Source organism: Rhodococcus sp. P14 (assembly GCF_000256505.1).
In the GTDB taxonomy this organism is placed as follows: domain Bacteria; phylum Actinomycetota; class Actinomycetes; order Mycobacteriales; family Mycobacteriaceae; genus Rhodococcus; species Rhodococcus ruber.
This window is the reverse complement of sequence record NZ_AJFC01000021.1, coordinates 1-21,901: the sequence shown is the minus strand read 5'-3', so window position 1 is coordinate 21,901 and position 21,901 is coordinate 1. Positions and strand designations below refer to the sequence as shown.

General features: G+C 71.8%; 23 protein-coding genes. 8 read left to right on the top strand and 15 right to left on the bottom strand.

From position 1 onward, the window contains the following. Together OEY_RS0101765 and OEY_RS0101760 are read right to left on the bottom strand one after the other, a co-directional pair. Positions 1-445: putative acetyltransferase (locus tag OEY_RS0101765; protein ID WP_010592229.1), on the bottom strand; the 445-nt coding region annotated here is incomplete at its 3' end. A 7-nt stretch (positions 446-452) separates the two neighbouring features. Beyond that, entirely contained in the window at positions 453-1,049 is a 597-nt protein-coding gene (locus OEY_RS0101760) for a peptide deformylase (protein ID WP_010592228.1), read from the bottom strand. 134 nt (positions 1,050-1,183) lie between these two features. On the opposite strand from OEY_RS0101760, the gene OEY_RS0101755 reads away from it, so the two are divergent. From OEY_RS0101755 to OEY_RS0101735, 5 genes are all read left to right on the top strand, one after another. Beyond that, positions 1,184-1,543, top strand: a complete 360-nt coding sequence (locus tag OEY_RS0101755; protein WP_010592227.1) for a DUF3263 domain-containing protein — start codon at positions 1,184-1,186, stop codon at positions 1,541-1,543. 48 nt (positions 1,544-1,591) lie between these two features. Next, positions 1,592-2,131: a LytR C-terminal domain-containing protein gene (locus OEY_RS0101750; protein WP_010592226.1), complete on the top strand. Its 540-nt coding sequence runs from the start codon at positions 1,592-1,594 to the stop codon at positions 2,129-2,131. Positions 2,132-2,190: 59 nt separating this feature from the next. Then, a complete protein-coding gene (locus tag OEY_RS0101745; RefSeq protein WP_010592225.1) occupies positions 2,191-2,841 on the top strand; it encodes a superoxide dismutase family protein in 651 nt (216 codons plus the stop codon). A gap of 79 nt (positions 2,842-2,920) precedes the next feature. Continuing rightward, on the top strand, positions 2,921-4,042 hold the full coding sequence (locus OEY_RS0101740) for a glutamate--cysteine ligase (RefSeq protein ID WP_010592224.1): 1,122 nt from the start codon (positions 2,921-2,923) through the stop codon (positions 4,040-4,042). A 64-nt stretch (positions 4,043-4,106) separates the two neighbouring features. Next, positions 4,107-5,438: a phosphatase PAP2 family protein gene (locus tag OEY_RS0101735; RefSeq protein ID WP_010592223.1), complete on the top strand. Its 1,332-nt coding sequence runs from the start codon at positions 4,107-4,109 to the stop codon at positions 5,436-5,438. 31 nt (positions 5,439-5,469) lie between these two features. On the opposite strand, the gene mnhG is transcribed toward OEY_RS0101735, so the two are convergent. From mnhG to OEY_RS0101705, 6 genes are read right to left on the bottom strand one after another with little or no spacing between them, the layout of a single operon-like run. Beyond that, complete coding sequence (mnhG, locus tag OEY_RS0101730; RefSeq protein WP_010592222.1) at positions 5,470-5,802, bottom strand: monovalent cation/H(+) antiporter subunit G; 333 nt, start codon at positions 5,800-5,802, stop codon at positions 5,470-5,472. Further along, positions 5,799-6,056 carry a monovalent cation/H+ antiporter complex subunit F gene (locus OEY_RS0101725; protein ID WP_010592221.1) on the bottom strand — a complete coding sequence of 86 codons (258 nt, stop codon included), beginning with the start codon at positions 6,054-6,056 and terminating at the stop codon, positions 5,799-5,801. Before OEY_RS0101725 ends, mnhG begins: the two co-directional genes overlap by 4 nt. Further along, positions 6,053-6,619, bottom strand: a complete 567-nt coding sequence (locus OEY_RS0101720; RefSeq protein ID WP_010592220.1) for a Na+/H+ antiporter subunit E — start codon at positions 6,617-6,619, stop codon at positions 6,053-6,055. The genes OEY_RS0101725 and OEY_RS0101720 overlap by 4 nt, the downstream gene beginning before the upstream one ends. Then, positions 6,616-8,205 carry a Na+/H+ antiporter subunit D gene (locus OEY_RS0101715; RefSeq protein WP_010592219.1) on the bottom strand — a complete coding sequence of 530 codons (1,590 nt, stop codon included), beginning with the start codon at positions 8,203-8,205 and terminating at the stop codon, positions 6,616-6,618. Before OEY_RS0101715 ends, OEY_RS0101720 begins: the two co-directional genes overlap by 4 nt. After that, positions 8,202-8,810 (bottom strand): Na(+)/H(+) antiporter subunit C, encoded by a 609-nt coding sequence (locus tag OEY_RS0101710; protein ID WP_010592218.1) that lies wholly within the window; start codon positions 8,808-8,810, stop codon positions 8,202-8,204. Before OEY_RS0101710 ends, OEY_RS0101715 begins: the two co-directional genes overlap by 4 nt. Next, positions 8,807-11,638 (bottom strand): Na+/H+ antiporter subunit A, encoded by a 2,832-nt coding sequence (locus OEY_RS0101705; protein ID WP_017681293.1) that lies wholly within the window; start codon positions 11,636-11,638, stop codon positions 8,807-8,809. Before OEY_RS0101705 ends, OEY_RS0101710 begins: the two co-directional genes overlap by 4 nt. A 231-nt stretch (positions 11,639-11,869) precedes the next feature. Here OEY_RS0101705 and OEY_RS0101700 point away from each other — a divergent pair, with 231 nt between their 5' ends. Further along, the gene (locus OEY_RS0101700) at positions 11,870-12,292 is read left to right on the top strand and encodes an NUDIX hydrolase (RefSeq protein ID WP_010592216.1); all 423 of its coding nucleotides are present in this window, start codon (positions 11,870-11,872) and stop codon (positions 12,290-12,292) included. 11 nt (positions 12,293-12,303) lie between these two features. On the opposite strand, the gene OEY_RS0101695 is transcribed toward OEY_RS0101700, so the two are convergent. From OEY_RS0101695 to OEY_RS0101670, 6 genes are all read right to left on the bottom strand, one after another. Beyond that, the gene (locus OEY_RS0101695) at positions 12,304-13,470 is read right to left on the bottom strand and encodes a hypothetical protein (RefSeq protein ID WP_010592215.1); all 1,167 of its coding nucleotides are present in this window, start codon (positions 13,468-13,470) and stop codon (positions 12,304-12,306) included. A 2-nt stretch (positions 13,471-13,472) separates the two neighbouring features. After that, a complete protein-coding gene (locus OEY_RS0101690; protein WP_010592214.1) occupies positions 13,473-15,650 on the bottom strand; it encodes an AAA family ATPase in 2,178 nt (725 codons plus the stop codon). A gap of 21 nt (positions 15,651-15,671) precedes the next feature. Beyond that, positions 15,672-16,523: a CDP-alcohol phosphatidyltransferase family protein gene (locus OEY_RS0101685; RefSeq protein WP_003937424.1), complete on the bottom strand. Its 852-nt coding sequence runs from the start codon at positions 16,521-16,523 to the stop codon at positions 15,672-15,674. A gap of 59 nt (positions 16,524-16,582) precedes the next feature. Continuing rightward, positions 16,583-17,296, bottom strand: a complete 714-nt coding sequence (locus OEY_RS0101680) for a phosphatidylserine decarboxylase (protein WP_010592213.1) — start codon at positions 17,294-17,296, stop codon at positions 16,583-16,585. Positions 17,297-17,370: 74 nt separating this feature from the next. Beyond that, complete coding sequence (locus OEY_RS0101675) at positions 17,371-17,838, bottom strand: SRPBCC family protein (protein WP_010592212.1); 468 nt, start codon at positions 17,836-17,838, stop codon at positions 17,371-17,373. A 54-nt stretch (positions 17,839-17,892) separates the two neighbouring features. Further along, positions 17,893-18,393: a DUF1707 SHOCT-like domain-containing protein gene (locus OEY_RS0101670; protein WP_010592211.1), complete on the bottom strand. Its 501-nt coding sequence runs from the start codon at positions 18,391-18,393 to the stop codon at positions 17,893-17,895. Positions 18,394-18,516: 123 nt separating this feature from the next. Between OEY_RS0101670 and OEY_RS0101665 the strand changes: the two genes are divergently transcribed. Together OEY_RS0101665 and hutH are read left to right on the top strand one after the other, a co-directional pair. After that, entirely contained in the window at positions 18,517-19,152 is a 636-nt protein-coding gene (locus tag OEY_RS0101665) for a PadR family transcriptional regulator (RefSeq protein ID WP_010592210.1), read from the top strand. A gap of 133 nt (positions 19,153-19,285) precedes the next feature. Beyond that, the gene (gene hutH / locus OEY_RS0101660) at positions 19,286-20,833 is read left to right on the top strand and encodes a histidine ammonia-lyase (RefSeq protein ID WP_010592209.1); all 1,548 of its coding nucleotides are present in this window, start codon (positions 19,286-19,288) and stop codon (positions 20,831-20,833) included. A 3-nt stretch (positions 20,834-20,836) separates the two neighbouring features. Here the strand turns inward: hutH and OEY_RS0101655 are convergent. Then, the coding region (locus tag OEY_RS0101655) for an NAD(P)/FAD-dependent oxidoreductase (protein WP_010592208.1) at positions 20,837-21,901 on the bottom strand (1,065 nt) is incomplete at its 5' end.

Here is a 21,901-nt window from a genome sequence, read left to right as displayed (position 1 = left end):
CCGGCAGCGGGAGCCGCAGCGGCAGGCCCCGTTCCGCGAACCACCCGCGCATCCGGGCGTGCACGTCCGGGTCGAGGGGGTCCGCGACCGTGCCCGGGTCGCCCAGCGGCGTGGCGGAGTTCGCACGACCGGTGAAGCCGGCGCCGGCCCGCAGGAGCCAACCGTCGATCCACCCCTGCTCGAGCCCGGGCCAGGCGGCGGCTGCGGCGTTCTCGAGGGCGCGGATCTCGCCGGTGCGGATCGGGCGGGCGCCGAGTGCCTTGAGCGCCACCACGGCGTCGGGCGCGACCTGCACGAGACGGCTGTCGGCGGTGCGGACCACCACGGCCGGGTCGAGGGCGACCAGTTCCCCGATCACGTCGGTCATCGGGTGGCTGTACCCGGCGGGCAGCCGGTAGCGCAGCACCACCCGGGTGCCGACGGGCACGGGCTGCTCGGTCGTCACCGGGGCGTCAGTCCTCGTCGTCGTGGCCGAACGGGTCCTCGACCGTTCCCGGCACCCAGCTCAGGCCGGGCACGCCCCATCCGGCCCGCTTGATGGTCTTCTTCGCGGCCCGGGCGTTGCGACCGATGAGCTTGTCGACGTACAGGTAGCCGTCGAGGTGGCCGACCTCGTGCTGCAGCATCCGGGCGAAGAAGCCGTGGCCCTCGATCTCGACCGGGTCGCCCTGGGCGTCGGTGCCGGTGACCTTCGCCCACTCGGCGCGCCCGGTGGGGAACTGCTCGCCGGGGACCGACAGGCATCCCTCGACGTCGTCGTCGGGGTCGGGCATGGTCTCGGGGATCTCCGACGTCTCGAGCACCGGGTTGATCACCTCGCCGCGGCGGCGGACCACGGTGCCGGACTCGTCCAGGTCGGGGCAGTCGTAGACGAACAGCCGCAGGTCGACTCCGACCTGGTTGGCGGCCAGGCCGACGCCGTTCGCCGCGTCCATCGTCTCGTACATGTCGGCGATCAGCTGGGCCAGTTCGGCCGGCGACTGGGTGACCGGTTTCGTCGGGTGATGCAGGACGGGGTCACCGACGATCCGGATCGGAAGTATTGCCATGGTGCAAGAGGATAGTGGGCGGGACTCGCCCGTCCGTTGAGCCGGTACCTGTCGTACCACCGTGGTTGAATTGCCCTCGGAAACACCCGGGTCCGATCGGATGCCGGTGTGATTCGAGGCAGTCGAGGAGTGAGATGGACGGCGCAGCAGCGCATATCGGTAACGAATCCGAGCAGGTTTCCGACCGGAGCAACCACGCCGAGAACAACCCCGCCGTCGTGGATCCGGCGGGCACGGACGGTCTGTCTCGCCGCGAACGCGACATCCTCGCTTTCGAACGGCAATGGTGGAAGTACGCGGGTGCCAAGGAAGAGGCGATCAAGGAGCTCTTCGGTCTGTCCGCGACCCGTTACTACCAGGTCCTCAACGCCCTGGTGGACCGGCCGGAGGCCCTGGCGGCGGCCCCCATGCTCGTCAAGCGGTTGCGGCGCCTGCGCGCGAGCCGGCAGAAGGCCCGGGCCGCGCGCCGGCTCGGGTTCGAGATCACCACGTAGTGCGAGTACGACGGTGCTCCGGCGGACGCGGCAACTAAGGTCGACAGCGTGAGCACAACCTCGGAATCGTCGGGTCCGCCGCTGCGAGCGCTCGCGATGGTGCTGATCTCTCTCGCCATCCTCTTCGCGGGCCTCGGCCTGGCCTCGCTCGGAAGCTCCGATTCCGAGGGCTCTGCTCCCGAGCCTGCGACCGAACCGGCCGCCGCGCCGGCGACCACCTCCGTGACGTCGGCGCCGTTCGCCGCGACCTCGGCGCGGACGACGACCGCCGGCGCGACGACGACGGTCTCCGCCACCACCTCCCCCGGGACTGCCGCCGCACCGGTACGGGTGTTCAACAACAGCAACGTCTCCGGGCTCGCCGCCCAGACGGCCGGCCTGCTCGAGGACGAGGGATTCACCGTCTCGGAGACGGGCAACTACAGCGACGGCGTGATCGAATCCACGTCCGTGTACTACGGCACGGGTCCGGGGGAGCGGCAGACCGCCGAGGCGGTGGCCGAGGCGCTGGGGGTGACGGCGCAGCCGCGCTTCGCCGGGATCGAGGACTCCGCGCCCGGGGTCATCGTCATCGTCACCTCACCGTGAGGGCGTCCGCCGCCCGGTTATGATCGGGTGACTTTTCGCCACTTCGAAGGAGCGGTTTGATGGCCTCGAGTTCCACCCGTCGCATGTCCTGGCGTGCCCTGGCCCCGATCGTCGCGATCGCTGCGGTGGGCCTGAGCGCGTGCTCGAACAGCGAGGAGCCGAGCGACACCCCCGGCACCACCCCGCCGGTGTGGACGGGTTCCCCCGCCCCGGAAGGTGCCGACGAGGCCCACGGCGGCGGCGCCGTCCCGGGCGAGGCCACGGCGGGCGCATCGGGTAGCCACGGCGGCGGCGCGGACAACTCCGCCGAACTGCGGACCCCGGCCGGCGAGGCCGCCGGCACGGTCACCTTCACCGAGGTCGACGGGGGTATCGAGGTCACGGTCGACCTCGAGGGCATGCCGGCCGGCTACCGCGGCGTCCACGTCCACGAGGTCGGCAAGTGCGAGACCAACTCCACCGCACCGACCGGAGGCGAGCCCGGCAACTACCTGTCCGCGGGCGGGCATCTGCAGGCCGGCGGCAACACCAGCGTCCCCGAGAGCGGGGACCTCGGCGCGGTCGTGGTGCGCGAGGACGGCACCGGGTCGCTGACCGTCACCACCGAGGAGTTCACCCTCGACGACCTGCAGGGCGGGGACGGCACCGCCGTCGTCGTCCACCAGGAAACCGCCGCGGGTGAGCGTCTCGCCTGCGGCGTCGTCTCCTGACGGCGACCTCCCGACACTGCCATCCACAGGGCCCCGGCGACCGGCGACGGTCACCGGGGCCCTGTGGTTGGATCGACTCGTGCCCGTACCGTTTCCCGGTTCGCCCCGCCCGACCCTCGGCGTCGAGTGGGAGATCGCGCTGGTGGACAAGAAGACCCGCGACCTGTCCAACACCGCCGCCGTCGTCTTCGACGCGGTCGAGCGGCGTGCCGGTCAGACCCCGCGGCTCACCAAGGAGTTCCTCCGCAACACCGTCGAGCTCGTCACCGATGTGCACGACACCGTCGCCGAGGCCGTCGACGACCTCGCCGAGTCCCTCGACCTGTTGCGCACGGCTGCCGATCCTGCGGGTGTGGATCTGATCTGCGCCGGCACCCACCCGTTCGGGCAGTGGACCGACCAGGTCGTCACCCGGTCCCCGGACTACGACGAGATGATCGAGCGCACCCGCTGGTGGGGCCGGCAGATGCTCATCTGGGGGGTGCACGTCCACGTCGGTGTCTCCTCCGCCGAGAAGGTCATCCCGATCCTCAATGCGCTGCTGGTGAAGTACCCGCACATGCTGGCCCTGTCGGCGTCCTCGCCGATCTGGGCGGGCGTGGACACCGGTTACGCGAGCAACCGTGCCCTGATGTTCCAGCAGCTGCCGACGGCCGGGCTGCCGTACCACTTCGAGAGCTGGGCACAGTACGAGAGCTTCATCGAGGATCAGCTCAAGTCCGGTGTCATCACGAAACCGGGCGGCATGCACTGGGACATCCGTCCGTCGCCGAGGTGGGGCACCATCGAGATCCGGGTGTTCGACGGCATCACCAACAAGGCCGAGCTGGCCGCCCTCGTCGCGCTCGTGCACTCGCTCGTCGTGTACTACGACGAACGGCTCGAGCAGGGCGAGCAGCTACCCACCCTGCAGCCGTGGCACGTCAAGGAGAACAAGTGGCGTGCCGCCCGCTACGGCCTCGAGGCCGAGGTGATCCTCGACCCGGTGTGCCATGAACGGCTCGTCACCGACGACCTGAACGATCTGCTCGAACAGCTCACCCCCACGGCAGTGCGGCTCGGCTGCGCGGACGAACTCGCCCAGGTGGCGCAGATCCCCGTGCGGGGGGCCTCCTACCAGCGGCAACGCCGGATCGCGGAGCAGACCGGCGGCGACCTCGTCGCCGTGGTGGATTCGCTGGTGGAGGAACTGCGGGCCTGATCCGGCGGCCGCGTTCCCGCGCAGTTCACGCGCTGTTTACCATGTGTCGGTGTCGATCCGAGAGGTGGAGCGCCCGAAGGCGCAGCCGGCGCATGTGCCGCAACTGTTCGTTCCCCTCGCTCTGATCGGCGCGATTCTCGGGGTCCTCGTGGCCGAGGCGGTCGCGCGGTACAGCGGGTTCCCCGGGCCCATCCCGGGACTCGTCGGTGACGTCGTCGGCGTCCCGACGTCGGCGTCCGTGCCGTGGGCCGGTCTCGCGTTGGCGATGGTGGGGCTGACCACGCGCCTGCGGGTCGTCTCCCTCACTGCCGCGGTGCTGCTCGACGCGGCGTTCGCGGCCGAGCGGTACCTCACCGGTGGACCCCTGACGGCGGGGAACGGGCCGACGATCGTGCTCGTGCTGCTCGCCGGATACGCCGCGGTCGCGTTGCAGGGCGGCCCCCGGCGAGGTGCGCTGCGCGGCGTCGCCCTGGGTGTGCTGCTCGTGCTCTCCGTCAAGATCGGCGACACCTGGCTCGAGCTGACCGCGCGGACCCGGCCGGAGGTGCTCGACGAGTACGTCCAGCTCGCCGACCACGCGCTGGGCAATCCGTCGTGGCTGGCCGGTCAGGTCCTCGAATGGCTCGGACCCGGGGTGTACGCCGTGCTGCACTGGGTGTACATCGAACTGCCCGTCGCGGCGATCGTCGTCGCCGTCTACCAGCTCCGCCACGTCGGCGGGGGCCGCCCCTGGCCCGCGCACCACCTGGTGCGCACCTTCCTGCTCATCGGCCTGGTGGGCCCACTGATCTACATGCTGTTCCCGGTGGTGGGCCCGATCTTCGCATTCGGCGACCACGGTGAGGGCTGGCAGGTGGGGACCTTCTGGCCGGGTGCGGTGCCGTGGAATCCCGCCCCGCAGCCGATCCCGTTCGACACGATCACCCCGCGCAACTGCATGCCGAGCCTGCACACCGCGTGGGCGCTGGCGCTGTTCCTGCACACCCGCGGCGGCCCCGGCTGGCTGCGGCTCCTCGGCACCGGATGGCTCGGGTGCACGCTCGCCGCCACGCTGGGCTTCGGCTACCACTACGGCGTGGACCTCGTCTCCGGCGCGGTGCTGTGCCTGACACTCGAGGCGGCGCTGCGCGACCCCGACCGCGGATGGGGCTGGTTCCGCATCAGGCTCGTCGCGGGCGGTACGGCGGTGCTGGCCGCGCAGCTGGCGGCCTACCGGTACCTGCCGCACCTCATGGCGGAGCACGCGCTGCTCGCCGGGCCCCTGCTGATCGGTTCGCTGGTGGTGATGGCGGTGGCCTTCCACGTCACGTTCGCAGGCACCGGCGCGTACCCCGAGGGCGCTCGATCCGGATCCGATGCACCGTCCCGGGCGGACAAGACGAACGAGGCCGCGTGACGTCGGCGTCGACCCGAGGGCCGGGTGGGCGTCACTCCGAGGGCAGTTCCTCCGGCATCGGGAGGCCGTCGCGACCGAGTTGCTCCCGGTAGGCCACCCGGCCCACCCGGTGCGCGACGACCGGTGCGGTCAGCACCATGAACATCGACGCGAGCACCAGCATCCAGATGTCGACGCTCCCGCGCAGGTTGAGGATGGCCCCGCTCAGCACGAGCAGGACGCCCACCACCTGCGGCATCGTGGCGGGGTGCATGCGTGCCAGGGTGTCGCGGAAGCGCACGACGCCGATCGCCCCGGCCAGGCAGACCGCCGAGCCGAGGAGGATGAGGATGTGTCCGACCACTTCCAGGATGTCCGTGATCATTCGTCACGCACCCGGAAGCGAGCGATGGACACCGAACTGATGAAGCCCACCAGGGAGAAGGCCACGAGCGCAGGAACGATGCTGGTGTCGCGGCTGTAGACGGCCCACACCGCGATCCCGCACAGCGTGAGGGCCAGGACACAGTCCATGGCCACCAGCCGATCGAGGGAACTCGGTCCGGCCAGAGCCCGGAAGATCAGCAGCGCGGCTGCCGACGCCAGCAGCACGCCGGACACTGCCAGTAGCACGGTCATGCGATGTCCTCCACGTTCGCCGAGGTCCGGTCCCGGTACCAGGGACTGGGTTGCCATTCGGAGTTCCGTTCGAACGTCGAGATCAGCAACCGCTCGATCCGGCGCGCCGACCGGTAGAACTCGGCCACCGCCCGGTCGCTGCTCAGGTCGAGGACGTGCACGTAGACGATCCGTCGCACCCGGTCGATCTCGAGCACCATGGTTCCCGGGATGTTGTTCATGATGTCGGTCCACAGGGTGAGGACCAGGTCCGACTTGATGATCAGCCGGCAGCGCAGGACCCCGGTCAGTGGACCGGGTCCCGGCCTGATGCTCAGCCAGGCCACCGACGCGGTGCTCCTGATCGTGTCGCCGAAGATGACGAGCGCCAGTTTGAGCAACGAGAACAGGTGGACCCGGCCCTCGACGGGCACCCTCGGCAACGGCAGCAGGAACATGATCGCCAACGCGACGACGAGGCCGCTGAGGGCGTTCGCGACGGAGAAGGTGCCCCACAGCAGCACCCAGACCAGGACCATCCAGGCAAGGACGAGGAATCGGAGCAGCGATGCGCGACTGGTCATTCGGGGACTCCTCCCAGGACCGCCTCGACGTAGACGGAGCGGTCGCGTAGGTTCTCCGCGGCACGATCGCTGATGTCGATCAGCGGCCCGGCGAAGACGGTGAGACCGAGGCCGACGAGCGCGAGACCCACCGTCGGGACGAGCATCGCGGGGGGCATGCGTCCCACGTCCGCCCGGTCGCCGAAGGCGATGTCCTCCTCGGAGCGGTCGAGCAGGGCGGACGGCGCCGTGTCGGCGAGGTCGCCCTCGGGTGCGTCGGCACGCGCGCGCCAGAACGCCTTCGTCCACACGCGGGCCACCACGTAGAGGGTGAGCAGACTGGTGGCGGTGCCACCGGCCACGAGCACCCACGCCAGTACGGAGCCCTCGGATGCGCCGGCCTGCAGGAGAGCGACCTTCCCGATGAATCCGGAGAACGGCGGGATGCCGCCCAGGTTCAGGGCCGGGACCAGGAACACGATCGCCAGCAGCGGGCTCGCCAGGGCCAGCCCGCCGAGACGACGCAGGGACGCCGATCCGGCCTGGCGTTCGATCAGCCCCACCACCAGGAAGAGGGTGGTCTGGACGAGGATGTGGTGCGCGACGTAGTACACCGCGCCGGACAGCCCGGCCTGTGTCGACAGGGCGATGCCGAACACCATGTAACCGATGTGACTGACGAGGGTGAACGACAGCAGGCGCTTGATGTCGTTCTGCGCGATGGCCCCGAAGATGCCGACGAGCATCGTGAGCAGGCCGGCGATCAGCAGGACGTCGTCGAGTTCCCCGCCCGGGAACAGGAGGGTGTGCGTGCGGATGATCGCGTACACACCGACCTTGGTGAGCAGGCCGGCGAACACGGCCGTGACCGGTGCCGGGGCGGTGGGGTAGGAGTCGGGCAACCACGAGGACAGGGGGAAGACGGCGGCCTTGATACCGAATGCGACGAGGAGGACTCCGAAGATCGCCGCCCGCGTGCCGGCGGGCACGTCGTCGAGACGCAGGGACATCTGAGCCAGGTTCAACGTGCCGGTGGCGGCGTAGGCGAGCGCGATCCCCGCGAGGAAGATCAGCGACGAGACCATCGACACCATCACGTACGAGACGCCGGCGCGCACCCTGTCGGCGCTCGCCCCCAAGGTGAGCAGCACGAACGACGCGGCGAGGAGGACCTCGAACCCGACGAACAGGTTGAACAGGTCTCCCGCCAGGAACGCGTTGCACACGCCTGCCGTCAGCGCCAGGTACGTCGGCAGGAAGATGGACACGGGTTGCTGCTCGGTGCCGTCGTGGATGCCCTGACCGACCGCGTACAGCATGACGGCGAGCAGCACGATCGCCGACACCACGAGCATGAGGGCGGACAGGCGGTCCACGACCAGCGTGATCCCGATGGGCGCCTCCCACCCGCCGACCTGCAACGTCGCGATGCCGTCCCGATCCGCGAGATACAGCAGCAGGCCCGCCACGACGAGCACCGCGACGAGGGATACGACCGTGACGGCACGCTGGGCACGCGGCCGGCGCCCCAGGATCAGGGTGGTGGCCGCCGCGAGCATCGGAATGAGGACGGGCAGCGGTATGAGGGCGGCTGCGGACAGGGTCATCGGGTCCCTCCTCGCGGGGACGGCGCATCGTCTCCGCGTGCCGGCTCACCGTCGCTGTAGGCGGAGTCGGTCTCGTCGTCGAAGTCCCCGTCGTGCAGGTCCTCGTAGCACTCGAGATCCTCGATGTTGGTCAGCTCCTCGAGGGGGATGGGGTTGCCGGCGGAATCGAAGGCGTCGCCGATCTTGCTCGGCTCGCCCGTGACCGGATCGTCCGAGCGGTCCCGGTCCGGGGCGTCGGCGCGCGTCCGGCGCTGGGACACCTTGGTGTCCTCGGGGTCGTTCTCGACCTCGTCGCGCGCGCTGAGCGTGAAGGACCGGTACGTCAGGGCGAGCACGAACGCCGCGACACCCATCGTGATGACGATGGCGGTCAGGATCATCGCCTGCGCGAGCGGATCGGCCATCTCCTCGTGGAGTTCGTTGCCGAATCCGATGATCGGCGGTTCGCCGGCGGGACCGGCGAGCCCGATGATCAGCAGGTTGATGCCGTTGCCGATCAGCAGGAGCCCGAGCAGCATCTTGATGATGCTGCGCTCGAGCAGGAGGTACACCCCGGAGGCGACGAGCACCCCGGTGGCGATGAGCAGCGTCAGGTTGACGGTCATCGGCGTTCACCGACGATCTCGGCGTCGAGCCGGGCTCCGAGGCTGCGGAGCACATCGACCACCAGGCCGACCACGATCAGATACACACCGAGATCGAAGAACAGGGCGGTCACCATCTTGACGTCTCCCAGTAGGGGCAGAGTGAGTTCGAGTGTCGCCGAGGAGAGCGCGGGCGCCCCGAGGAACAACGAGACGAGCGCGGTGCCCGCCGAGAAGGTCAGGCCCAGGCCCAGGATCTTGCCCGCGTCGATCGGGACGGCCTCGCCGAGTTCGTAGCGACCACCGGCGAGATAGCGCAGCACCAGAGCCAGGCCGGCGGTGAGCCCACCGGCGAAGCCGCCGCCCGGGGCGTTGTGGCCCGCGAAGAAGAAGTACACCGACAGCACCATCATCGTGGGGAAGACCAGCCGGGTCGTGACCTCGAGGATCAGCGACCGGTGTCGCGGATCGATCAGGTCCCCACCCCGGAGCCAGGTCGTCTCGGTGCTGGCGGCCACGGCGTCGAGTTGCGCGGCGGGGGCGTCGGCGACCCGGGGGGCCGCTCCGAACCGCCGGGTACGGAAGACCAGGCTCGCCACGCCCGTCGCGGCCACGAGCAGCACCGAGATCTCCCCGAGGGTGTCCCACGCCCGGATGTCGACGAGCAGGACGTTGACGACGTTCTTGCCGTCGCCCAACTCGTAGGCGGCCTGCGGGAGGAGCAGGGCGATCGGTTCGGTGCTGCGGGCCGCGACGGCGAAGGCCCCGATTCCGGTGACCGTCGCGCCGACGGCCACCCCGAGGAGGGCTCGGCGGAGGCGGTTCCCGGCGACGTGCCGGTTCTCGGCCGGCAGCTTGCGCAGCACCAGCACGAAGATCACCAGCGTCAGGGTTTCCACCAGCGCCTGCGTCAACGCGAGGTCCGGGGCGCCGTGGAAGGCGAAGAGCAGGCCGCAGCCGTATCCGGTGAGGCCGACGACGAGCACGCCGGCGATCCGGTTGCGCATGATCGCGGCGGCGAGGGCACCGCCGATGATCGCGAGCACCACCACGAACTCGAACGGGCTGTCCCACCAGCGCAGCCGGGGACGTTCCGCGACACCGAACACGAACAGCAGGATCGTGGGGAGCAGGACCAGCGTCACCAGGATCGTCGCCTGGGTCAACGGCAGCGATCCCCGCTGGAGGAAGCCGGTCAGACGCATCGACACGGTGTCCATGAGCCGCAACGTCTCGTCGTACATGCGGTCGGCGTTGCCGAGCATCGGACGTTCGAACTTCAGGCGCGAGATGGTGCGGTGTGCGAGGTACAGCGTGGTTCCTCCGACCACGACGACGGCAGTCAGCACGAGGGGGAGTCCGACGCCGTGCCACAGCGCGAGGTGGTACGGCTTGTCCAGGGTGCTGGGCAGCGTGTCCGCGTAGGGGGAGAGCAGCGTGTCGATCCACGGCGCGGCGAGTCCGGCGGCCAGCCCGCCGAACGCCAGGACGGTCGGAGAGAACAGCAGCAGTGGCCCCGGCTCGTGGAAGCTCTGCACGGCCGGACTCGGGCGCTTGAGTTGCTTGCGTCCGAAGGCGCCCCACACGAAACGGATGCTGTATGCCAGGGTGAGGATCGATCCGACGACGATCGCGGTGAGGACCGCGATCCGCGCGCCCGGACTCAGCAGGGTCGTCACCTGCACGGCCTCGAGGGCGGCCTCCTTGCCGACGAACCCGATGAACACGGGCAACCCGCCCATGCTCATCGCGGCGACGGCCGCGACGGCCGCGAGGAACGGCGTCCGTTTCCCGAGGTGCGCGAGCTTGCGGATGTCGCGGGTGCCTGCGCCGTGGTCGACGATGCCCACCACCATGAACAGGCAGGCCTTGAACATCGCGTGGGCCACGACCATGGCCATGCCCGCCAGCGCTGCCTCCCGGCTGCCGATCCCGACGAGCGCGATGAGGAAGCCGAGCTGGCTGACGGTGCCGAAGGCCAGGATCAGCTTCAGGTCGAAGGCCCGGAACGCGCGCCAGCCGGCGAGCAGCATCGAGGCCAGGCCGAGGGTGACGACGATGGGCCGCCAGGGCGCCGCATCGGCGAACGCCGGAGCCAGCCGCGCGACCAGGTAGATGCCCGCCTTCACCATCGCGGCGGCGTGCAGATACGCGGAGACGGGCGTCGGGGCCGCCATCGCCCCGGGCAGCCAGAAGTGCAGCGGTACCACCGCGGATTTCGACAGGGCGCCGACCAGCACCAGGGCGATGCCCACCCCGGCCAGCCAGCCGCTCGGGGCGGCCGCGATCACGTCGGAGAGGTTGTAGCTGCCCACCAGTTGCCCGAGCACGATGACGCCGACGAGCATGGCGAGGCCACCGGCGGTGGTGACGAGCAGGGCCTGGGTGGCCGCGCGGCGGCTCGACGCCCGCTCCGCGTAGTGGCCGACGAGCAGGAACGACAGGACCGTCGTCAGTTCCCAGAAGATGTAGAGAACCAGCATGTTGTCGCTGGTCACGAGACCGAACATGGCCCCGGCGAAGGCGACCATCTGGGCGGCGAAGATCCCCAGGCGGGGCTCGTCGTCGGTGAAGTACCGGGCGCAGTAGAGCAGAATGAGCGCGCCGATGCCCAGCACCAGCGCCGACATGATCGCTGCGAGGGAGTCGAAGCGCATGTCGATGTTCATCGACAGACCCGGAGCCCAGGCGATCTGCAGGGTGCGTTCGGTGCTCCAGTTGCCGATCACCCAGCCGAGACTCGCCAGCGGCACCAGCGCGAGCGGCAGGAACGCATTTCTCCCCATGACTCTGACCAAAGGCGGCGCGACGAGCGTGGCGACCGCGTGAGCGATGAGTATGGCGAGCAAAAGGCACTCCGTCGGGGTCGGGCCTGGCGGCGGGGTGTAACAGGCTTGCAATTGGTGGGCCCCGCCCGCAGGGGACGATGCCCGAACTGCGCGGAACCGGGAAAGCCCCGGCACACGCGCTGCCGTGCAAATGGACAAATCGGATTGGCCCGAAGTCTACCGGCATCGTTCGCAACGTTGCGAACGGACCGTCGACGCCCAGGCGTCCGCCTCCCATCGTAGAGTCCCTCCATGCCCGACACCGGCTCGATCCGTACCGCCGCGCTCGCGTACGTCCGTGACGGACGCCTCTTGCAGACCCGTTCCGTCGGCAAGACCACCTTCTACATGGCGGGCGGCAAGATCGACCCCGGCGAGACGCCCGAGCAGGCCCTGCACCGGGAGATCCGCGAGGAACTCGGCGTCGACCTCGTCGACGGCACCGTGGCCGAGGTGGGGATTTTCGAGGCCGATGCGTTCGGCCATCCGCCCGGCACCCGACTGCACATGACCTGCTTCACGGCCGAACTCGCCGGCGAACCGCGTCCGGCGGCGGAGATCGCCGAGCTCGGCTGGTTCACGGTCGCCGACTACGCCGCCCTCCCCGAGGTCGCGCCGGGCTCGATGCTCGTGTTCGAGCACCTGCACGCCCTCGGTCTCGTCCGGGCCCGGTGAGAGCGGCGACGTCAACCCCGGCAGCGCCAGGCACACACCGCGCCGGTTGCGACCAGCGCACCGGTGAGCATCCGCTGGTCGGCGGGTAGGGCCGCCACCGCGGCGACCGTGGCCGCCGTGAACGGCAGCGCCAGACCCATCGCGGCGACCGGCGCCGCCCGCGGCAGCGCCGCCCCCAGCGCGAGACCGGTACCCGCGGCGACCAGTGCGACGCGCACCAGCAGCTGCGGGCCGTCCGCCCCGACGCCCGGCCACAGCGCAACGGTCAGCGTGACGATCAGGGCCACCCCCAGTCCCAGGTCGACCCGCGGCACCCGCCACGCCAGCGCCGCTCCCGCCGCGACGGCCAGCAGCCCGGTCGCGGGCACCCACGCGGACACTTCCGTCCCGGCGAGATCGTCGACGAGCGGGTACGCCGCGGCCGTCGCCCCGAGCGCGGCGACGGGGAACCGGCCGTCCGCGAAGGGCAGGACACGCGCGACGGCCTCGACGCCGAGCACCGTCGCGGCGAGCGCGCCGACGGCGACCGGCCACATCCACGCCCCTGCCGCGTGCTCGCCCACCCAGCCTCCGAGCACGTGCAGACCGACGACGAGCACCGCGGTCGCTCCGACCGCGACGATCGGCAGCCGGGCATCCGGCCGCTGCACCCGGGCTCCGGGCCCCGCGACGAGCGCGGCGAGCACCACGGCTCCGGCCCCGACGGCGAGCGGCCACTGCAGCGGCGACGGCAGCGCCGACGACTGCAGCGACGTCCCCGTCGGACCGGCGACGAGGAACACCGCCCACGTCCCGGCGACCACCGCCCACTGCCCGATCGGTTCCCCCCACGCCGCGGCGATCGCCGCCCCCAGCAGGATCCCGGCCGCCCCCGCCCCGGTCAGGTCCAGCGCGGTGAGGGTGTCGACGTCGGCGGCCGGCACCGCGAAGCGCACCGTTGCGAGCACCACCGTGCAGCCGGCCGCCAGCAGCCACGCCGTGCGGCGCGAGCCGGAGCGTTGCAGCCCCGCGACCGCCAGCACCGCCGCCACCGCGAACACGATCGGTGCCGCCGCGCTGCCGGTGCCGGCGGGGAGCGCCACCACGTCCGCCGACACGGCGAAGCCGGCGAGAGCGCCCGCACACAACGCCGCGAGCCCCGCGACGGGTTCGTCCACCCGCACCGTCACCGCCGGCATCGTCAGCGTCCCTCGGCGTAGGCGCGCAGGTGTTCGACCTGTGCGGCGTCCAGCGAGGGGCGCACCGCCTTCCGTGCCGTCGCCACATCGTCGGCGGTGACCGCCGCGGCGTCCACGCTGCGGCGCATCGCCGCGAGCGCCGCCTCCCGCAGCAGCGCCGCACAGTCCGCCGCGGAGTACCCGTCGAGGTCGGCGGCGAGGGCGCCGAGGTCCACGTCGTCGGCCAGCGGCACCGACCGGCCCGCGGTGCGCAGCACCGCCGCGCGGGCCTCGGCGTCCGGCGGCGGCACGAACACCAGCCGCTCGAGCCGGCCGGGGCGCAGCAGAGCCGGATCGATCAGGTCGGGCCGGTTGGTGGCGCCGAGCACCACGACGTCGCGCAGGGGTTCGACCCCGTCGAGTTCGGTGAGCAGCGCGGCCACCACCCGGTCGGTGACCCCGGAGTCGGAGCTCTGCCCGCGCCTGGGGGCGAGCGCGTCGATCTCGTCGAGGAACACCAGTGCCGGTGCGGAGTTGCGGGCCCGCTGGAACAGCTCCCGCACGGCCTTCTCCGAGGCACCCACCCACTTGTCCATCAGCTCGGCGCCCTTGACGGCGTGCACGCTGAGCTGTCCCGAGCTGGCCAGTGCCCGCACCAGGAAGGTCTTGCCGCACCCCGGGGGCCCGTAGAGGAGCACACCGCGTGGCGGCTCGACGCCGAGGCGCGCGAAGGAGTCGGGGTGCTGCAAGGGCCACAGCACCGCCTCCGTGAGCGACTGTTTGGTGTCGACCATGTCGCCGACGTCGTCCAGAGTGACGCTGCCGATGGCCAGCTCCTCGGTGCCCGACCGCGACAGGGGGCGGATCACCTCGAGGGCACCGAGCAGGTCGTCCTGGGTCAGCTTCGGCTCGGTGTCGTCGCGACTCGCCCGCGCCGCCGCCCGCAGGGCCGCCTCCCGGCAGAGGGCGGCCAGGTCGGCGACGACGAAGCCGGGTGTGCGGGCGGCGACGGCGTCGAGGGCGAGGTCGCCGGTGGGCACCCGGCGCAGCAGCACGTCGAGGAGGGCGCGGCGGGTGGCGCCGTCGGGCAGCGGCAGGGCCAGTTCCCGGTCGCAGATCTCGGGGGACCGGACCCGCGCATCCACCTCGGTGGGGTGGGCCGTGGTCGCGACGAGCGCAACCCCGACGGTGTCGACGGCGCGGCGCAACTGGTCGAGGATCAGCGCCGACACCGGTTCGGGGTCCGCGGGCAGCAGGGCATCGATGTCGGTGACCAGCAGGACCCCGCCGGCGGCCAGGTCGGCGACGGCGGCCGTGACCCGGCGCAGCCGGTCGTCGGCGGCGGTGGCGCCCACCCCGGGCCCGTCGAGTTCGACGACGCGACGGGAGGCGAGCACCGCGCGGGCGAGGGTGGCCTTGCCGACCCCGGCGGGCCCGGTGATCAGCACCCCGAGGTGGGGGGAGGCGCCGAGGGTGCGCAGCAGTTCGGGCTCGTCGAGGGCCAGCTTCAGCCACTCGGAGAGCTTGCCGGCCTGGGTCTGCACGCCGACGAGGTCCTCCACCGGTGGCGGCGGCGGTGCGGGAGCCGGGGCCCGGACCGACCGCACGGCGTCCGGGGCCTCGGCGACGAGTCGTCCGGCCGGGGCGCTGCCCCAGCGCACCGCGGTGTTCGGCTGCACGCTCACCGGTGCACCGGGGTCGACGGCGGTGACGGTGAGCAGTTCCGTGGTCCAGGCGATCCCGAACGTGCGGGACAGCGTGCGGGTGGTGGGGGCGGTGCTCGTGCCCGGTCCGAGGTCGCGGGGCAGCAGGGACACCGCGTCGCCGACGGTGAGGACCTTGCCCAGCAGTGCCTGACGCAGCGTGACGTCGTCGATCGTGTGGGTGGCGAGCGCCGATCCGGTGACCGCGACGGTGCGGGCGCCGCGGACGACGACCGGGCCGACGAGGACGGTGGCGTCCTCGCGCAGCCCCACGTTGGACAGTGTCACGTCGTCGAGCAGGATCGTGCCGGTGGGGGTGCCGGCGGGGGCGAGGCCGGCGACGGCCGCGGTGCGACGCCCGCCGATCAGGCCGATCGCATCCCATTCGCGCAGGCCCAGCGCGGTGAGTACCTCCGGGTGCACGCGGACCACGCCGCGGCGTGCATCGGCCGCGGAGGTGTTCAGACGGACGGTCAATGCGAGTTCGGGGCTGCTCACCCCGCCGAGCCTAGAGCGTCGTCAGCGTCCGCGGGGGCGGCGCAGACCGAGCCGCGCGGCGGACTGCCGGGGCTGGGGGGCGCGCCGGATCCCGACCCGGCGGGGCCGCAGGGCGCGGTGCTCGGCGCGCAGGGCGCGCCGCTCGGACGGTTTGATGTTCCAGGTCTCCGGACGCGCCGCCACCCAGCGCTTGGAACGGACCGCGAACGGGATGTGCGCCAGGTACAGGCCGACGAGGACGAGCATGAGCACGTACGGGTAGGTGACCAGCGCGGCCGCCGCGACCGCCACGAGTACCAGCAGGACCACCGCGTAGCGCGGCGGGACGGACACCGACTTCATCGCCAGGGTCGGGATCTGACTGACGACGAGGGCGGCGGTGAGCAACGTCCAGACGGCCACCACCGGGTAGGAGTCCCACCAGCCGTCGCCCCACTGGACGTGGGCGGCGACCGGTGCCAGGGCGACGAGGGCACCGGCGGGGGACGGCACGCCGACGAAGTACTCGCGTGCGTACGCGGGCACCGTGTCGTCCTCGAGCAGCGTGTTGAACCGGGCGAGGCGCAGCACGATGCTGACCGCGTACAGCAGGGCGACGATCCAGCCGAAGGGGCTGCCGTCCAGCAGCGTCACGTACAGCACGAGGGCCGGCGCCACGCCGAACGCGACGGCGTCGGACAACGAGTCCAGTTCGGCGCCGATCTTGGTGGTGGCGTCGAGCAGGCGGGCGATGCGCCCGTCGAGGGAGTCCAGCACGGCCGCCGCACCGATCATGCCCAGCGCGGTGCCCAACTGGCCGTCGAGGGCGAACTTCACCGCCGACAGGCCGGCGGAGAGCGCGAGGATCGTGATGACGCTCGGCAGCAGCCGCACGGCCTGCGGACGCCCGCGGCGTCTGCGTTCCGGGGCTGCCTGGGATGCTGCGGACCGGCTCACGGGAGCTGAGCGATGACGGTCTCGGCGCCGATCGTCTTCTGCCCGCGCTCGACGAGGAGAGTGCTGCCCGGGGGCAGGTAGGTGTCGACGCGGGAACCGAAACGGATCAGGCCGTAGGTGTCGCCGATCGGCAGCGTGTCACCCACCTGGGCGTCGCACACGATGCGGCGGGCGAGCAGCCCGGCGATCTGGACGACGGCCACGTCGGCTCCGTCGCGGGTCTCGAGCAGCATGCTGTTGCGCTCGTTGACTTCGCTGGCATCGGCGAGATCGGCCGAGAGGAACTGCCCCGGCCGGTGCACGACCTTGGTGACGGTGCCGCCGACGGGACTGCGCTGGACGTGCACGTCCAGCACGGAAAGGAAGATGCTCACCCGCGGCCGTGGTTCGGTACCCATCTCGAGTTCGGCGGGTGGCACCGCCGTGTCGACGAGGGCCACCTCCCCGTCGGCGGGCGCCACGACGACGCCGACCCGGTTCGGCGGCACCCGGTGCGGGTGCCGGAAGAACCCGGCGGTGGCGGCGGCCGAGACGAGGCCGGCGCGACGGATCCACTTGCGGTTGCGGCCGAGCGCCGCGACGGCGAGAGGCGCGGCGACGAAGGGGATGCCGGCCGGGTGGAGCGGTGGAATCGTCTTCCGGACCAGTTCGAGTACGTGTTCGACGCTGGTGGGCGGTGGGGTTCCGGGGGGTGTGGGCTTTCGGGCCACGGCTCCTCTTAGTGTCGCGCGGTGTGACCCGCGGGCGTGCGGCCCGCGGGCTCTCACAGCCTACGCGAGGAGGGTCACCGGGCGAGGGCCGCGCCCTCCGCCTCCCGCTTGATGCGCGCGAGGGTGGCGTTCATGCCGACGACCATGTCGTCGTCGAAGGCGGTGGCGCCACCGAGAACCTTGTCGATGAGGAACTGCGAGACCTTGCTGGTGCCGTTGGGGGCTTCCCGCCTCTGGGTCACACGGGTGCCGGTCTGCGTCGGTTCCAGAGCGAACGACCAGACGGTGCCGTTCTCCGCGACCCGGAAGCGGAGCAGGCGGCCCGGCTCGAACGAGAGCACCTTGGCGGTGGTGGGCCACACGAGCAGGCCCTTGCGGTTGATGTTGATCGTCTTGGTCCCCGCGCCGACGGGTCCGCCGAGGACGACCATCTTCCGGCACTGCGGGCTCCGCTCGCCCATCCGCTTCAGGTCGGAGATCACCTGCCACACCTGCTGCGGCGATGCGGTGATCTCGACGGTGGCTTCGAGGGTCTTCGACACGGGGGTCCTCCCTGATCCTTCGCGTAACCGCGAGTTACAAGTAATTCCCGTCGATCATAGCCGAGTTTGTGATGCGCACCACCGGAGGGTGTGCCGTCCGCCGAGGCCGGGGCCCCTCGGGAGGGTGGTGCCCTCTCGGCCGGCGAGCGTTCGGCCGAGCAGTACCAGTCCCCACGGTCCGATCACCCAGATCGGCCACGGGTACACCGTCGCGCCGACGGCGATCGACACGATCGACCAGATCACGAGGTTGATCGTCCCGGCTGCAGCCCACGCCGCCCATTCGATCCGCTGATGCGCGGGGAGCCGGGGGGCTGCGGTGCGGGCGGGGGTGCGAGCGGGGGCGCGGACGGGTGCGGGGGCGGGTGGGGGTGCCGTGGGAAGGTCGCTCAGCACGCGGCGCGCCTCGTCGGTGGTGACGGATCGGTACACCGCTCCGACGCGCTGGTCGAACTCGCCGATCGTGAGCCGGCCGGCGGTGAGGTGCCGGCCCAGCTCGTCGACGAGGCGTTCACGTTCGGAGTCGGAGATGCGGATGCCGTCGGCGTAGTCCATCGCTGCCTCCCGGAGGGGTCGAAGCGACCGAGGGTCTGCGGATGGAAGTTCCACAATGGAAGGTCGCTATCACCATGGTGGATATGCCACAGTGGAATGTCAACCCTCTGGAAGGTGCCGAATATGGCCGATCGCCCGTCCGAGGCCCCCGCCCGTCCGCACGAGGCCACTGCGGCTCGTCCGCTCGAGGCCACTGCGGCTCGTCCGCTCGAGGCCACCGCGGCGCGCCCGCTCAATGCCACCGCGGCATCGCTGCTGGGATTCCTGCACGAAGGGCCGAAGACGGGGTGGGACCTGGTGGTGACCGCGCAGGAGCGGATCGGGAAGTTCTGGTCGATCACGACCAGCCAGGTGTACCGCGAACTCGCCGCGATGGAACGGGCCGGTCTGGTCGAGGCCGGCGAGGTGGGCCCGCGCGACCGCAAGCCGTTCGCGCTCACCGGCGCCGGCCGGGCCGCGTTCGCCGAGTGGATCGAACGCGAACCCGGGCCGGAGAACATCCGCTACCCGCTGCTGCTCACCGTCGCGTTCGGCAGGCACCTGCCCCCCGGCAGGCTGGCCGAGATGCTCGCCGTTCACCGTGTCGCCCACGAACGCCGGCTCGCCGACTACGAGCGCGCGGCCGCCGAGTGCGGTGCGGACCCGTACTCGTCGGCGACCCTGGACTTCGGCATCGTCTACGAACGAGCCGTGCTCGAGTGGTTCGACCGGGTCGAGGGCTCGTTGGGGGGCGGACTCGTGAACCCGGACGCCGTGTGAACCCGAGGCAGGCGACCGCGCCCCCGATCGAACCGGACCTGCCTCGGTCACCCGGCCGGCCTTGCCGCCGCGATTCCGCGGCGCACCGGCCGGTGCCCGGGACACAATCCGGATAGCGCGTATCGATCGGGAGGTGACCGTGGCCGGGGAGGTCGTCGTCGGGGTCGGTCCCGTCGCCGCGGACGACGTCCTGCGCGTGGCGCGGTCCGGTGTGCCGGTCCGGATCTCCGCGGAGGCGCTCGCCCTCGTCGGCGCCGCCCGCGCAGTGGTCGACGCGCTCGCCCACGACCCCCGGGCCGCGTACGGCATCACCACCGGCTTCGGCGCGCTCGCCACCCGCCACATTCCGCCGGAATCACGAATCGATCTGCAGCGCAGCATAATCCGATCCCACGCCGCCGGGACCGGCCCCGAGGTGGAACGGGAGGTGGTCCGCGCGATGATGCTGCTGCGCCTGTCGACCTTCGCCACCGGGCACACCGGGGTCCGTCCCGGGACGGCCACGGCCTACGCCGCGATGCTGAATGCGGGCATCACCCCGGTGGTGCCCGAGCACGGCAGCCTCGGCTGCTCCGGGGATCTCGCGCCCCTCGCCCACGTGGCCCTCGCACTCACCGGCGAGGGCGACGTCCGCGACGCCGCGGGCAGGCTCGTACCGGCCGCACAGGCTCTCGCCGCGGCGGGCCTCGATCCCGTCGTGCTCGCCGAGAAGGAAGGACTCGCCCTCGTCAACGGCACCGACGGGATGCTGGGCATGCTGGTCCTCGCGTGCCACGATCTGCGCGCCCTGCTGCGGCTCGCCGACGTCACGGCCGCGATGAGCACCGAAGCGCTGCTCGGCACGGACCGGGTCTTCGCCGCCGACCTGCACGCCCTGCGGCCGCACCCCGGCCAGGCGGTGGCCGCCGCCAACATGACCCGGCTCCTCGCCGGTTCCGCCGTCGTGGCCAGCCACCGCACCCCAGACTGCCCGGTGGTGCAGGACGCCTACTCGCTGCGGTGCGCCCCGCAGGTCGCGGGAGCGGCCCGCGACACCCTCGCCCACGCCGAGCAGGTCGCCGGGCGCGAACTCGCCTCCGCGATCGACAACCCCGTCGTCACCGGCGACGGCCGGATCGAATCGAACGGCAACTTCCACGGCGCCCCGCTGGCGTACGCCCTCGACTTCCTCGCGATCGTCGTCGCCGACGTCGCGAGCATCAGCGAACGCCGCACCGACCGGCTGCTCGACGTGGCCCGCAGCCACGGCCTGCCGCCGTTCCTCGCGCACGACCCCGGCGTCGACAGCGGGCACATGATCGCCCAGTACACCCAGGCCGCGCTCGTCGCCGACCTCAAACGCCTCGCCGTGCCGGCCAGTGTCGACTCCGTTCCGTCGTCGGCCATGCAGGAGGACCACGTGTCGATGGGCTGGTCCGCTGCCCGCAAGCTGCGCCGCAGCCTCGACGCACTGACCCGCGTCCTGGCCATCGAGGCCCTGACCGCGGCGCGCGCCCTGGACCTGCGTGCCCCGCTTGCTCCGGCGCCCGGGACCGGCGCTGTCGTCGCCGCACTCCGCCGGTACGTGGCCGGGCCCGGCCCGGACCGGTGGCTCGGTCCCGAGATCGACGTCGCGGTCCGGCTCGCCGCGAGCGGGGAACTCGTCGCCGCGGCGGAGGCGGCGATCGGGGCGCTGGACTGATCGTCAGCGCAGCGGATCGAAGTGCCGCAGGACCGCCGCCGGCGTACCGGTCATCGCGTCGGCCAGCAGCCGCCCGGTCAGCGGGCCGAGCGCCACCCCCCACATGCCGTGACCGCCGGCGACGAACACGCGCGCCGAGCGGGTCCCCCCGACCAGTGGCAGACCGTCCGGGGTGCAGGGACGCGAGCCCACCCATTCCTCCGTGCGGGCGGACCAGTCGATGCCGGTGAGCAGCGGTCGTGCGGCGTCGACGATGGCCTGGATCCGGCGCGGGTCGAGCGGGGCGTCGGGCCGCCGGAACTCCATCATCCCGGCGATGCGGAACCGGTCGTGCAGCGGCGTGCACGCGACCCGCTGGGCCGGGAAGTAGATCGGGTTCTTCGGCAGGTCCGCCGGGCGCACGCTGAAGCTGTACCCGCGGCCGGCCTGAACCGGCGTCCGGACCCCGAACGGCCGGGCCAGGTCGGTCAGCCTGGCCCCGGTGGCCAGCACCACCGCATCTGCCGCCCGGTCCGTGCCGTCGGTACCGACTACCCGCACACCCCGGGCGTCGTCCCGGACCGCCTGCACCTCGCATCCGGTGACGACCGCACCTCCGCGGTCACGCACCGAGTCCGCCAGTGCGGCGACGAACCGCGGCGGATCGACGAACCGCTGCCCCCGCAGGCGGATCCCGGCCCGCACCCCGTCGCCGAGCAGTGGTTCCAGAGTGCGGATCGTGTCCCCGTCGAGCAGGTCGAAATCCACCTCGCCGCCGGCCGCGGTCACCTGCCGGAACTCCTCGACGAGGACGCGACGGTCGTCCTCGGACGCGAACGCGGCCAGGAACGGATCCGCCGGGCGGGTCTGTTCGACGACACCGCCGCCGGCCAGATCGTCGTAGGCGCCCAGCGCGCTCCGGTTCACCTCGGCGAACACGGTCATCGCCGCCCGCCACCGGCGGGGGGGGCAGTGCCGCGCGAAGCCCACCAGGAACCGCCACAACCGCAGGTCGACCGCGGGCGGCACGTACACGGGCGACGACGGCGTGAGCATCGATCGGATCCCGTACCGCAGCACCGCCGGTTC

What these genes read in the sequence shown, in the direction of transcription:
- OEY_RS0101760 (WP_010592228.1), bottom strand. Translation starts at nt 1,049, where the DNA reads ATGGCAATACTTCCGATCCGGATCGTCGGTGACCCCGTCCTGCATCAC.
- OEY_RS0101755 (WP_010592227.1), top strand. Translation starts at nt 1,184, where the DNA reads ATGGACGGCGCAGCAGCGCATATCGGTAACGAATCCGAGCAGGTTTCC.
- OEY_RS0101745 (WP_010592225.1), top strand. Translation starts at nt 2,191, where the DNA reads ATGGCCTCGAGTTCCACCCGTCGCATGTCCTGGCGTGCCCTGGCCCCG.
- mnhG (WP_010592222.1), bottom strand. Translation starts at nt 5,802, where the DNA reads ATGATCACGGACATCCTGGAAGTGGTCGGACACATCCTCATCCTCCTC.
- OEY_RS0101725 (WP_010592221.1), bottom strand. Translation starts at nt 6,056, where the DNA reads ATGACCGTGCTACTGGCAGTGTCCGGCGTGCTGCTGGCGTCGGCAGCC.
- OEY_RS0101720 (WP_010592220.1), bottom strand. Translation starts at nt 6,619, where the DNA reads ATGACCAGTCGCGCATCGCTGCTCCGATTCCTCGTCCTTGCCTGGATG.
- OEY_RS0101715 (WP_010592219.1), bottom strand. Translation starts at nt 8,205, where the DNA reads ATGACCCTGTCCGCAGCCGCCCTCATACCGCTGCCCGTCCTCATTCCG.
- OEY_RS0101710 (WP_010592218.1), bottom strand. Translation starts at nt 8,810, where the DNA reads ATGACCGTCAACCTGACGCTGCTCATCGCCACCGGGGTGCTCGTCGCC.
- OEY_RS0101700 (WP_010592216.1), top strand. Translation starts at nt 11,870, where the DNA reads ATGCCCGACACCGGCTCGATCCGTACCGCCGCGCTCGCGTACGTCCGT.
- OEY_RS0101695 (WP_010592215.1), bottom strand. Translation starts at nt 13,470, where the DNA reads ATGCCGGCGGTGACGGTGCGGGTGGACGAACCCGTCGCGGGGCTCGCG.
- OEY_RS0101670 (WP_010592211.1), bottom strand. Translation starts at nt 18,393, where the DNA reads ATGGACTACGCCGACGGCATCCGCATCTCCGACTCCGAACGTGAACGC.
- OEY_RS0101665 (WP_010592210.1), top strand. Translation starts at nt 18,517, where the DNA reads ATGGCCGATCGCCCGTCCGAGGCCCCCGCCCGTCCGCACGAGGCCACT.